The sequence below is a fragment of the Sphingopyxis sp. J-6 genome (genome assembly GCF_046603995.1).
GTDB lineage: Bacteria > Pseudomonadota > Alphaproteobacteria > Sphingomonadales > Sphingomonadaceae > Sphingopyxis.
Genome location: NZ_CP145810.1, coordinates 3,207,512 through 3,218,982, shown reverse-complemented (window position 1 = coordinate 3,218,982; position 11,471 = coordinate 3,207,512). Strand labels below are relative to the sequence as shown.

At 66.7% G+C, this 11,471-nt stretch carries 16 protein-coding genes; 4 read left to right on the top strand and 12 right to left on the bottom strand.

The genetic code is table 11. The annotated features are described in order from the left end of the window. Genes gspL through V6U71_RS15495 form a run of 4 tightly spaced genes read left to right on the top strand, consistent with a single transcriptional unit; the run spans position 1 to position 3,113 of the window. Positions 1-1,143, top strand: coding sequence for a type II secretion system protein GspL (gspL, locus tag V6U71_RS15510; RefSeq protein ID WP_411339288.1), 1,143 nt, complete (start codon positions 1-3; stop codon positions 1,141-1,143). Next, positions 1,140-1,622 (top strand): type II secretion system protein GspM, encoded by a 483-nt coding sequence (gene gspM, locus V6U71_RS15505; RefSeq protein ID WP_411339287.1) that lies wholly within the window; start codon positions 1,140-1,142, stop codon positions 1,620-1,622. Before gspL ends, gspM begins: the two co-directional genes overlap by 4 nt. A 2-nt stretch (positions 1,623-1,624) precedes the next feature. Continuing rightward, a complete protein-coding gene (gspN, locus tag V6U71_RS15500) occupies positions 1,625-2,335 on the top strand; it encodes a type II secretion system protein N (RefSeq protein ID WP_411339286.1) in 711 nt (236 codons plus the stop codon). Position 2,336: 1 nt separating this feature from the next. Beyond that, a complete protein-coding gene (locus V6U71_RS15495) occupies positions 2,337-3,113 on the top strand; it encodes a prepilin peptidase (protein WP_411339285.1) in 777 nt (258 codons plus the stop codon). Here the strand turns inward: V6U71_RS15495 and pal are convergent. The 12 genes from pal to V6U71_RS15435 form a co-directional block, all read right to left on the bottom strand. After that, positions 3,100-3,609, bottom strand: a complete 510-nt coding sequence (gene pal / locus V6U71_RS15490) for a peptidoglycan-associated lipoprotein Pal (protein WP_201258368.1) — start codon at positions 3,607-3,609, stop codon at positions 3,100-3,102. The two genes, V6U71_RS15495 and pal, sit on opposite strands and share 14 nt — an antisense overlap. Positions 3,610-3,722: 113 nt before the next feature. Next, positions 3,723-5,087, bottom strand: coding sequence for a Tol-Pal system beta propeller repeat protein TolB (tolB, locus tag V6U71_RS15485; protein WP_407696666.1), 1,365 nt, complete (start codon positions 5,085-5,087; stop codon positions 3,723-3,725). Positions 5,088-5,089: 2 nt separating this feature from the next. Next, on the bottom strand, positions 5,090-5,854 hold the full coding sequence (locus V6U71_RS15480) for a hypothetical protein (protein WP_411339284.1): 765 nt from the start codon (positions 5,852-5,854) through the stop codon (positions 5,090-5,092). Between the two features lie 76 nt (positions 5,855-5,930). Next, on the bottom strand, positions 5,931-6,428 hold the full coding sequence (gene tolR / locus V6U71_RS15475) for a protein TolR (RefSeq protein WP_411339283.1): 498 nt from the start codon (positions 6,426-6,428) through the stop codon (positions 5,931-5,933). Continuing rightward, positions 6,428-7,126 carry a protein TolQ gene (gene tolQ / locus V6U71_RS15470; RefSeq protein ID WP_054730598.1) on the bottom strand — a complete coding sequence of 233 codons (699 nt, stop codon included), beginning with the start codon at positions 7,124-7,126 and terminating at the stop codon, positions 6,428-6,430. Before tolQ ends, tolR begins: the two co-directional genes overlap by 1 nt. Next, complete coding sequence (locus V6U71_RS15465; protein WP_411339282.1) at positions 7,120-7,599, bottom strand: YbgC/FadM family acyl-CoA thioesterase; 480 nt, start codon at positions 7,597-7,599, stop codon at positions 7,120-7,122. Before V6U71_RS15465 ends, tolQ begins: the two co-directional genes overlap by 7 nt. 101 nt (positions 7,600-7,700) lie before the next feature. Beyond that, a complete protein-coding gene (ruvB, locus tag V6U71_RS15460; RefSeq protein WP_054730592.1) occupies positions 7,701-8,729 on the bottom strand; it encodes a Holliday junction branch migration DNA helicase RuvB in 1,029 nt (342 codons plus the stop codon). Beyond that, positions 8,722-9,126: a GFA family protein gene (locus V6U71_RS15455; RefSeq protein WP_411339281.1), complete on the bottom strand. Its 405-nt coding sequence runs from the start codon at positions 9,124-9,126 to the stop codon at positions 8,722-8,724. Before V6U71_RS15455 ends, ruvB begins: the two co-directional genes overlap by 8 nt. Continuing rightward, positions 9,123-9,467 (bottom strand): hypothetical protein, encoded by a 345-nt coding sequence (locus V6U71_RS15450; protein WP_411339280.1) that lies wholly within the window; start codon positions 9,465-9,467, stop codon positions 9,123-9,125. The genes V6U71_RS15455 and V6U71_RS15450 overlap by 4 nt, the downstream gene beginning before the upstream one ends. Next, positions 9,464-10,063 (bottom strand): Holliday junction branch migration protein RuvA, encoded by a 600-nt coding sequence (ruvA, locus tag V6U71_RS15445; RefSeq protein ID WP_411339279.1) that lies wholly within the window; start codon positions 10,061-10,063, stop codon positions 9,464-9,466. The genes V6U71_RS15450 and ruvA overlap by 4 nt, the downstream gene beginning before the upstream one ends. Positions 10,064-10,205: 142 nt before the next feature. Continuing rightward, positions 10,206-10,679, bottom strand: coding sequence for a crossover junction endodeoxyribonuclease RuvC (gene ruvC, locus V6U71_RS15440; protein WP_411342363.1), 474 nt, complete (start codon positions 10,677-10,679; stop codon positions 10,206-10,208). Beyond that, complete coding sequence (locus tag V6U71_RS15435; RefSeq protein WP_054586920.1) at positions 10,676-11,422, bottom strand: YebC/PmpR family DNA-binding transcriptional regulator; 747 nt, start codon at positions 11,420-11,422, stop codon at positions 10,676-10,678. Before V6U71_RS15435 ends, ruvC begins: the two co-directional genes overlap by 4 nt. Positions 11,423-11,471: the final 49 nt, after the last annotated feature.

Here is an 11,471-nt window from a genome sequence, read left to right as displayed (position 1 = left end):
GTGGCGCGTACGCTCATCCTGTGGCTTCCTCCACTGGCGGCGCTCGACGACGAAGGCACGCGGCCGGCGTGGCTGCGCGTCGACGATGGCGTGATCGTTGATTCGGGCCAGGACGATGGCTGGGTCGACGCGTGGGAAAAGCCGGAAGACGATGGTGCCGACGACCGGCTTGTCGCGCTTGCTCCCGCCGCCGACGTGCCGATCCAGTGGCGGCACTATCCCGATGCGGCCCCGGCGCAGGCGGCCGCGGCGGCGCGGATCGATACGCTGAAAGACAGTCTGGGCGATGCCGCCGGATTGCATGTCGTGTCGGGACAGCCCGCCGACACGGGGCAGGCGGTGCCCGTCGCCGTGACGACCCACGCGGCAATGACCGCATGGACGGGCTGGCTCAAGGCGCGGGGCTTCGATCCCGCGGCGATCGTTCCTGCGGCGGCGACGGTGCCCCCGCCCGAACCGGGCACGCTATGGACCGCCGAACTCGGCGGCGAGCAGATCGTGCGCACCGCCGACCGCGCCTATGCGTCCGATCCCGAACTCGATCGATTGATCGCGGGAGGGCACGATATCGCGCCGCTCGACGCCGATCGCATGCGCGAGGCGCTACTTCTGACGCTCGCTGCGCCGCCGCTCGACCTGCTCAGCGGCGGGTGGAAACCGAAGCGGAGCTGGTCGGTCGATCCCGCGATGCTGCGGCTTGCCAAGCGGCTGTTTATCGCGCTGGTCGCGATCAGTCTGCTCATACCGATCATCCACGCCATCCGCTTGTCGAGCGATAGTGCGCGCGCCGACGATGCGGTTGTCGCGATGGCGAAGAAGGCGGGGGTCACCGCGGCCGACGCGTCGGCGGCCGAGGCCGAACTCGATCGCCGGCTCGCCGCCGCGGGGGGCGGTCCGCTTGCCTTTTCCGTGCCCGCCTCGGCGCTCTACGGGGCGATGGGCGACGTGCCCGGCGTTACGCTCAAAAGCCTCTCGCATCGTACCGACGGGACGCTGACGACAACACTGGCAGCGCCGCGTGTCGACGATGTGAACAAGGTGCTGCTGGCGTTGCAGGCCCGCGGTTATCGCGTCACCGCGCAGCCGATGGCGGGAACCGACGGGCTGCAAATGGCCAATGTGACGATCCGGGCGGTGCCATGACCGAGAAATTGCAGAATTGGTGGACGGGGCTTTCGGGGCGCGAGCGCTGGCTGGTCGGTATCGCGGGCGTGCTGGCGCTCGGCGTGATCCTGTGGGGCATCGGCCGCCCGGCCGTCGCTGCCATTGCCGATCTCGAGGCGGAGCATCGCGCTGCGGTCGAGCGCGAGGGGCGCGTTGCGGCGAAGGTGCAATTGCTGGCGCAGCGCCCGGCGAAATCGGTCGCTGCGGCGGTCGATGCGGTAGCGATCGACCAATATCTTGCCCAGTCGGCGAGCGAGATCGGGCTGACGCTCGACCGCAACGAGGCGCGCGGACAGCGGCAGGCGACAATCGCGATCGCGACGGCCAAAGCGCCCGTGCTCACCGACTGGCTCGCTTCGCTCGAAGGGCAGGGCTTCGTCGTCGACCAGTTGACGATCACGCCGGCGGTCGACGGAACCGTCGGTATGACGGCCGAACTGAGGAAGGGCGGCCAGTGACGATGCGGCGGCGCATGACGATCGCGGCGGTGTTTTTGGCGCTGATCCTGATCATCGCGACCTTCCCGATGCGGCTCGCGCTCGGGCTGTCGGGCGCGACCGATGCGGGGATTTCCGCGCGGGAGATTCGGGGTTCGGTCTGGGCGGGCGAACTGGTCGACGCGCGGCTCGGCGCGCTGCCGCTCGGCACCGTAGGCGCCAGCCTGTCGCCGCTGGCTTTGCTCGGCGGGCGCACCGAACTCGTCTTCTCGCGCACCGACGCGCGGCTCGGCGCGCTTGCCGGGCGCCTCCACGGCAGTGACCCGCGCGGGATGTCAGACATCAATGGCATGACATCGCTGGCGGGCGGCTTCGGGCTCATCCCGGTCGACACCATCCGCTTCGAGGGCGCGACGGCGCGGTTCGATGCGGCGGGCAAATGCGTCGAAGCGGGCGGCCGGTTGCAGCTTGTCGTCGGGACGATGATCGCCGGACTCGATCTGTCGCGCGGGCTTTCGGGACCGCTCCGCTGTGCGGGCGGCCGCGCGCAGGCCACGCTCGCCAGCCAGTCGGGGATGGAGCGGCTGACGCTGTCGTTCGATGGCAGCGGCGCCTATCGCGCCGGATTCGCGATCAATGTCGACCGCGACCCGGCGATGGCGGCGGCACTTGCCGCGCTGGGTTTCAAGCCGGGGCAGGGCGGTTTCGTCCTGACCAGCGCGGGCCGTTTCTGAGGTGCCCGACCCGGGCGCCTTGCCCGTCGGCATCGGTGTCGCTTTCGCCGCGCTGATCGGGCTCGTCCTCGGCAGCTTTATCGCGACCCTGGTGCTGCGCTGGCCGCAAGGGCGATCGGTGCTCGGGCGGTCGCAATGCGACGCATGTCACCAGCCGCTCGGCGCCCGCGATCTTGTGCCCTTGCTGTCGGCTTTATGGTCGCGCGGACGCTGTCGCCGATGCGGCGCTCCGATCGATCCTTTTCACAGCCGGGTCGAGATCGCGTCGGCGTTGATCGGCGCCGTGGCGCTGGTGTCGATGCCGGGGACGGCGGGTTGGCTCTGGGCCTTGTTCGGCTGGCTGCTGCTGCCGCTCGCGCTGCTCGATGCGCGCCATTTCTGGCTACCCGACCGGTTGAATGCCCTTCTCGCGGTCGTGGGCCTGCTCTTCGCCGGCCCGCTGCTCGGCACGCCGCTGCTCGATCGCTGGATCGGCGCGCTCGCAGGGGGCGTGGCCCTCGCAGCGATAGCCCTGCTTTATCGCCGCGTGCGCGGGGCCGAGGGCATGGGCGGCGGCGACCCGAAGCTCGTCGCGGCGGTCGGCGCCTGGCTCGGCTGGCAGGCGCTGCCGCTGATGCTGCTCCTCGCCAGTCTGGGCGGCATTGCGTGGGTGCTCGTTGCGCAGAAAAGGGAAGGCGACGCGCCGCTGGCGTTGCGGCGCGTCCCCTTCGGTGTCTTCCTCTGCACCGCGGCGTGGATCGCGGTGCCGGTCTGGCTGCTGTTGATCAGCGTTCGATAACGACAGTCACCGCGCGGCGGTTCTGCGCCCAGGCTTCCTCGTTCGATCCCACCGCAGCGGGGCGTTCTTTGCCATAGCTAATCACCTGAATCCGGTTGGGATCGATACCCAGCGAGGCAAGATAGTTTTTCGCGGCATTGGCGCGGCGTTCGCCGAGCGCGATATTATAGTCGCGCGTGCCGCGTTCGTCGGCATGGCCTTCGAGCAGGACGCGGACCGCCGGGTTGCGCTGCAGCCACTGCGACTGGCTCTGCAATGTCGCCTGATCCTCGGCATCGACATTATACTGGTCGAAACCGAAGAAGATGCGGTCCGAAGACACGTTGGCGATGAAATCCTGCTGCGAGCCGGGGACGACGCCGCCGGTGCTGGGTCCGGTGTCGGTGCCCGTGCCTTCGGGCGCCGGGGGAAGCGTGTCAGGGGCCTTCTTCGAACAGGCACCAACAGCGAGCATGGTGATCGCCGCGATCATCGCGGTGGTTTTGCGTATCGTCATGTCTTCTGTCCTCTTGTTGTTGCACTCTTATGGTGACGATGCGGAGTTAAGCCGCATCGGGATGGCGATTCAACCCCGCGGATTTCCTTTGGTTCCGCCTCGGGCTTCGTCGATCAGGGGAGCACCGGGCCCCAGCTCGGGTCCGACCCGTCCTGCGGGGTCGGCAGACGGCGCAGGTTCACGCCGGTCAGGTCGACCTGCCACAGGCTCGATTTGCCCTCGCGGCCGGGCGAGGTGCGGAAGAACTGGATGACGCGGCCGTTCGGCGACCAGGTGGGTGCTTCGTCCTGCCAGCTGTTGGTGAGCAGGCGAACGCCGCCGCCCGCCGGGGTCATCACGCCGACGCGAAACTCGCCGCCGCCCATGCGCGTGAAGGCGATGAGGTCGCCGCGCGGCGACCATTCGGGGGTCGCATAGCGCCCGCCGCCAAAGCTGATCCGCTGCTGGTTCGACCCGTCGATGTTCATCGTATAGATTTGCTGACTGCCCGACCGGTCGCTTTCGAACACGATCTTCTTGCCGTCGGGCGAGAAGCTGCCGCCGACGTCGATTCCCGCAGTGGTCGTCAGCCGCACCGGCGTGCCGCCGTTTGCCGAGATGCGATAGATGTCGGTGTTGCCGCCGACCGCCATCGAATAGAGAATCTGCGTCCCGTCGGGCGACCAGCGCGGCGCGAAGGTGGCGTTGCCGCTTTCGGTCACCAGCTTCTGCGAGCCGTTGGCGACGTCGTAGATGAAGACGCGGACGCGGTTGTTCAGATAGCTGACGTAGACGATCTTCTTGTAGTCGGGCGAAAAGCGCGGGCTGATCGCCAGCGCCTGACCGTTGGTGATGAAGCGGTGGTTGCCGCCGTCCGAATCCATGATCGCGAGCCGCTTGATGCGGTTCCCCTTGGGGCCGCTCTCGGCGATGTACGCGACACGGCTGTCGAAGAAGGGTGCCTCGCCCGACAGGCGCGAATAGATGGCGTCGGCGCATTTATGCGCGGCGCGGCGCCAGTCGCCGGGCTGGATTTCGAAGCCCTGCCGCACCAGTTCGCTACCGAGGTCGGTGTCGTAAAGATAGCAGCCGACGATCAGCCCGCCGGTGCTGTTGGTGCGCACAAAGCCATGGACGACATTCTCGGCATTGCGCGCCTGCCAGTCGGCGAAGCGCGGCGCGGTGACTTCGGGCATGGTGATCGCGCGGACGCTGCCCGGACCGAGCGGGGCATAGAGCCCGCTGCGTTCGAGGTCGGCGGCGATGACTTCGGCGATCTGGCGGCCGAGGGTATCGGTGCGCAAACCTGCGACGGTGGTGACTGCGGGGGTCGCCAGCGCCGGGATCGCGATGACCGATTTTTCGCTACCAATCTCTGCAACGACTTCCGGCGAGTCCTGGACTTGTTCTGCCGGTTGTGGCGGCGTCGGTTGCTGCGCAAATGCCGGAGCGGCTCCCAGCGCCAAAAAACTCATCGCTAATGCGAGAGGGGTTTTCATCTTCATCTCCTCACAGCCGCGAAAGGCTGCCTGATGACGATGACGCCATCATAACCTTCCGCCGAAATTTCGAATGGGGCAGCTTGAACAACCGACTTGCGGGCCTGTTCGACGAATCGTTTTTGTTGTGGCGCATTGGATTCAGTTGTGCCGCCTAATTCGCCAACTTGCTTGACATCGATCACGGTGCCGTCGGCGCGGAGGCGTATTTCCAAGGTTAACCGGAGAAGCTCAACTTCATATCCGAGCGGTGCATTCCGCTGCCAATAGGGCCTAATTTCGCGATCCACGGCCAATTGTGCAGATCGCCGGACCTCCGCCGCCGTCTTTGCGGCCGGGGCGCCCTTGCTCGGCGATTTGGTCTGTTCGCGTCCCAGCCCGTCGGTGATCCCGTCCAGCCGGCCCGTCGGGCGCGCCGTGGCGCTTTTCGACGGAGCGGATTTGGGGGCTGCCTTGGGCGGGGCTTTCTTGGCTGCGGGCGGCGTTTTCTTGGGCGGTACCGGCGTCGGGCGCGACACCTGTTTCGGCGCCGGGGCCGGGGTCGGGCGGACGACGGGTTCGGGTTCGGGCGGTGCCGGCATCGGTTCGGGGGCGGCGATGTCGACGGCATCCTCTTCGCCCAGCCGCGCGGCCGGCGGGGTTTCGCTGATCACCGGCGCGCTGGATGTGGCGGCGGTTTCGGCGATCAGGTCGACCTCCATCGGCGGATTGTCGAAACGTCGCTCGCCCGCGGTCCATTGTACCGAAAGCAGGCCGATGATCAGCACATGCGCGACCACTGCGACAAGGATGCCGCTTCGCTGATTGCCCCTCTCTGCCCGTGTTACGGCCATGATTTCCAGCCTATTGCCCGGTTTCTGAACCGCTGGTGACCACGGCGGGTTCGGTGTCGGAGCCCGTCGTGACCAGTGCGATCCGCGAAAGGCCGGCGCGGTTGAGTTCGCCCATCACGCGCATGACGCGACCGTAATCGAGCCCCTTGTCGGCGCGCAGCATGATCTGCCGCGGGCGTTCACCCTCCTTTTGCTCGCGCACGATGGCGTCGAGCCGGGCCGGGAGTTCGGCCTCGCTCACCGGCTCCTCGCCGATATAGAGGGTGTCGTCGCCGGTGATCGACAGTTGCACCGGCTCCTGCTCCTCGGTCTCGACCGGCTTGGCGCGGCTTTCGGGCAGGTCGACGGGAACGGCCGAGGCGAGCAGCGGCGCGGTGATCATGAAGATGATCAGCAGCACCAGCATCACGTCGACGAGCGGCGTGACGTTGATTTCCGACATCGGCGCGCGGCGGCTGCCGCGGCCGCGCCGTCCGCCGATGCTGCCCGAGGGACCGGTCATGCCCATCAGGCTTCGACCTCGAGCTCGCGGCTGAAGGTGGCGTGCAACCCGTCGGCAAAGCGCCCCAGCCGCGATTCGAGCCGGTTCAGCCGCTGCGAAAAGGCGTTGTAGGCGATCACCGCGGGGATCGCGGCAAACAGGCCGATCGCGGTCGCGAACAATGCTTCCGCAATGCCCGGCGCGACGACGGCGAGGCTGCTGTTGTTCGATGCGGCGATCGCGGTGAAGCTGCGCATGATGCCCCAGACGGTGCCGAACAGCCCGACGAAGGGGGCGACCGAACCGATCGTCGCGAGCGTGCCGATCTTTTCGGCCAGCCTGTCGACCTCGCCTGCGATCGCGGCGTTCATCGCGATGCCCAGCCGTTCGCGCGTGCCGTCGCGGTCGACATTCTTGCCCGCGGTCGAGCGCCGCCATTCGCTGATTCCGGCGGCGAGGATCTTGGCGCTGGGCAGTTCCTCGCGGCCGTTCTCGTCATAGAATTTGTCGAGATTGCCCGCGCGCCAGAAATCGCGTTCGAAGCGTTCGGACGCGCCCATCAGCTTGCCGACGCTGCGGCCGTGGGTGAAAATCACCGCCCAGACATAAATGGAGGCCAGAAGCAGCCCGATCATCACGCCCTTCACGATCCAGTCGGCCTGGAGGAACAAGGCGATGGGGGACAGCGTCGCCGCGTCAGCGGCCAGCTTGATATTGTCTAGCAAGGGATATTCTCTCCATTCATGATGGCGGTAAACCGGTCGGCCCAGCCCGCCGGCTGGCGGCGTGGCCGCCCCCCGGGCGACAGGAAGGCTGCAGTGACCTGCCCGTCCGTTAATGTCTCGCCGCTTAACGTGTCAGTCCCGCGAAGGATGCGCTGCGCGATGATCACGCTTGCCCCGCGCACCGCCTCCACGGTGCTTACGACGAGCAGGTCGTCGTCGAGCTTTGCGGGGCTGCGATATTTGATCGCAAGGTCGGTGACGGCCCACGCGCCCTCGCCGGCGTCCATCGCAGCGCGCTGGTCGATGCCGGCAAGGCGCAGCATGTCCGATCGCGCGCGTTCCATGTAACGCAGGTAATTGGCGTGATAGACGATGCCGCTGAGGTCGGTGTCCTCGAAGTAGACGCGCGCCCGGTAATGATGCGCAGCCCCGACGAAGGCGCCGGGGACGAAAGGAGGCGGGACGTTTACCATTGTCCTGACCGATAGCGTCGCAACGACTCGTCGCAAACCCCTCTTGAACGGTTCGTCGCAGATCGAAGCCGGTTGGCAGAATGAAATCGGCAGAAATCCGCCTATTTTTGCTGATCGAATAGTCCGTCCTGCGATCCGGCGGGCGGATTGAGCCCCAGATGCTTCCATGCGCTGGCGTTGAGCATGCGGCCGCGCGCGGTGCGCGCGATGAGCCCGATCTGCAGCAGATAGGGTTCGACGACGTCCTCGATCGTGTCGCGCGGCTCCGACAATCCGGCCGCGAGGGTTTCGACCCCGACCGGCCCGCCGCGATAGATATCGGCGATCATCGTCAGATAGCGCCGGTCCATTGCATCGAGCCCGAGCGCGTCGACCTCCAGCCGGTTGAGCGCCGCATCGGCGGCTTTCGCATCGACCACCGCATGCCCCGCGACGGTCGCGAAATCGCGCACGCGGCGCAGCAGCCGCCCGGCGATGCGCGGCGTGCCGCGCGAGCGTTTGGCGATCTCGAGCGCGCCGTCGGACGCGATCGGCAGCGCGAGCAGCCGCGCGGCGCGCGTGATCACCTGTTCGAGTTCGGCATGGGTATAGAAATTGAGTCGCACCGGAATGCCGAAGCGGTCGCGCAGCGGCGTCGTCAGCAGGCCCTGCCGCGTCGTCGCGCCGACGAGGGTGAATTTGGGCAGATCGATGCGGACGCTGCGCGCCGACGGTCCTTCGCCGATCATGATGTCGAGCGCGCGGTCCTCCATCGCCGGGTAGAGGATCTCCTCGACCGCGGGCGACAGGCGGTGGATTTCGTCGATGAACAGGACGTCGCCGTCCTCGAGATTGGTGAGCAGCGCGGCGAGGTCGCCGGCCTTGGCGATCACCGGGCCGCTGGTCGAGCGGAAACCCACGCCGAGCTCCTTCGCGACGATCTGCGCGAGCGTCGTCTTGCCAAGCCCCGGCGGACCGAAGAACAGCACATGGTCGAGCGCGTCGCCGCGCGACTTCGCGGCTTCGACGAAGATACGGAGGTTCTCGCGCGCTGCCGCCTGCCCGACGAACTCGGCGAGCGACTTCGGCCGCAGCGCGGCATCGGCATCCTCGGGGGTGCGAATGGGGGTGGTGAGGGCGGGCTCAGTCATAACGCTCTATTGCCTCGCCGAGGATGCAAACCCAAGGCTCCTGACGATCCTCATAGACTGAAAATTGCGGCTCGAAGTCATGGCCGGGTTCGAAATTGCCGATCGGTACGGCATAGCTGTCGAGCTCCGGATGATTGAGAAACCAGAGCGTTGAGCCGCAGTCCTTACAAAAGTAGAAGTCCGCGAGAGTGCCGCTGCCGCCGGCATGTTGGTACAATTTCGCTTCGCCTTCGGTGCGAACCTGATCGGCAGGGAAGCGCGCCTGTGCGGAAAAGGCGCTTCCGCTCCGCGCCTTGCAATTGCGACAGTGGCAGACGGACACGCGGATCGGTTCGCCCGAGCAGGTAATGCGGAGCTGGCCGCAGCGGCAGGAGGCGTGGCGGATGATGCTGTTCATTCTTTCGGCTTCCCGCTCGGCGGCCGGACACATGCGGCATCCCACATCATATCCATCTTATCTTTCCCGAAATCCTCTTCGAGAAAGGGTTCGTCGATACCGGAGGCGAAAAAGCGCTGGAATTTGACAGATTGATAGCGGGCAACGTCGCCGCAGGTGAAGTTCGCCGGCGATTGGAAAACGTTACGAAAGCGGGGCTCGCCTCCACCGAGCGCGCCCGCGACCTGTCCCTTTGCATGTTCGATGGCGCGATCCTGGGCGATCCGATCCATTGCCGCATCGCAGCCGCCGAGGCATTGCATGGCACCTGCGGCCGCCGCAACAATAAGTATGCGACTCACTTTGCCGCCTTTTTGAGTGCTATGCGTACCAAAGCGTCGAGGCTGGCACGCACACCCAGTTCTTCGCTCGCCGCCGCAACCGCTGCGCTCGCTTCGCCGGGTTTGAAGCCGAGCCCGGTTAGCGCTGCAACCGCGTCACCGAGCGGGCCGGCGGTGGCGGATAGGGCGGCCCCCGAACCGGCGATGCCGCCGAGCGCGCCCGCCTTGTCCTTCAGTTCATGCGTGATCCGCTGCGCGAGCTTCGGCCCGACGCCGTTGGCGCGCGCGATCATCGCGCTATCGCCGCTCGCAAGGGCGCGCTGCAAATCGCCGATTTCGAGCGCCGAGAGGATGGCGAGCGCGACCTTGGCGCCGACGCCCTGAACGCTGGTGAGCAAGCGGAACCAGTCGCGTTCCTCGGCCTTCGCAAAGCCGAGCAGGCGGAGGAAATCCTCGCCGACGAGCATTTCGGTGTGGATGGTGACCTCGCCGCCGACCGGGCCCAGGGCGTCCAATGTGCGCGCCGAGGCTTCGACCAGATAGCCGACGCCGCCGACGTCGATCACCGCATGGCCTGCGCCGCTGGAATCGAGCCGTCCGGTGAGTTTCGCGATCATGGCCCGTGCCTAGCGCGAGGAGAACGAAAAGGGAATCAATTTCCCTCTTTCGTCATGCCGGACCTGATCTGGCATCCATATCGGCGCGGCAGCGATCGACCCCTGATCAGGTCCGGGGTCACGAAGGTTGGAAAAGCGGGGTTCAGAGGCGCGGGCGGTGGTTCGCGTGGCAAATCGCTACCGCGAGCGCGTCGGCGGCGTCGGCTCCCGCCACCTTGGCGCCGGGGAGCAGCACGCGCAGCATCGCCTGCACCTGTTCCTTCGCCGCCCCGCCGGTCCCGACGATCGCCTTCTTGACCAGCCGGGGCGCATATTCGGTGACCGCGAGTCCGCTCCGCGCGCAGCCCAGCAGCACCACGCCGCGGGCGTGCGCAAGCTTCAGCGTCGATTGCGGATTGTCGTTGACGAAAACCTCCTCGACCGCTGCGCACGCCGGTACATGATCGGCGATCACCGCCGCGAGCACCGTATCGAGATGCGCGAGCCGGTCGGGCAGGGACGCCTTCGCGTCGGTCTTTACCTGCCCGTTGGCGACATGGCTGATCCGGCTGCCCTCGACGCGGATGACGCCCCAGCCGGTACAACTGAGCGAGGGATCGAGGCCGAGGATGATCAGCCGAGCTTCTCCATCACCGCATCGGGGATTTCATAATTGCCCCAGACGGTCTGGACATCGTCGTCGTCGTCGAGCGTGTCGATCAGCTTGAACAAGGTCTGCGCGACGCTTTCGTCGCCGACTTCGCTCTTCAGCGTCGGCTTCCATGCCAGCTTGACGCCTTCGGCCTCGCCGAGCTTCGCTTCGAGCGCTTTCGCGACTTCGTGCAGGCTGTCGACGCTGGTCCAGATGTCGTGGCCGTCCTCGGACGATTCGACGTCGTCGGCGCCAGCATCCAGCGCGGCTTCGAACACCGTGTCGGCGTCGCCCGCGCTCACGCCATAATTGATCAGGCCGAGCCGGTCGAAGCCGTGGCTGACGCTGCCGCTGGTGCCAAGGTTGCCGCCGTTCTTGCTGAACGCGGTGCGCACGTTGGTCGCGGTGCGGTTGCGGTTGTCGGTGAGCGCCTCGACGATCAGCGATACGCCGCCGGGGCCATAGCCTTCGTAGCGGATTTCCTCGTAATTATCGCCGTCGTTGCCCGCCGCCTTGTCGATCGCGCGCTGGATATTGTCCTTTGGCATCGACTGCGCCTTGGCGGCGTTGACCGCGGCGCGCAGGCGCGCGTTCGCGTCGGGATCGGGCAGGCCCATCTTCGCCGCGACGGTGATTTCGCGGCTGAGCTTCGAAAAGAGGCTGCTGCGCTTTTTGTCCTGCGCACCCTTGCGGTGCATGATGTTCTTGAATTTACTATGGCCGGCCACAGCCTACCTCCATCGGATCGAAAAATATGGCGGCCGCCCTAGCGCGGCC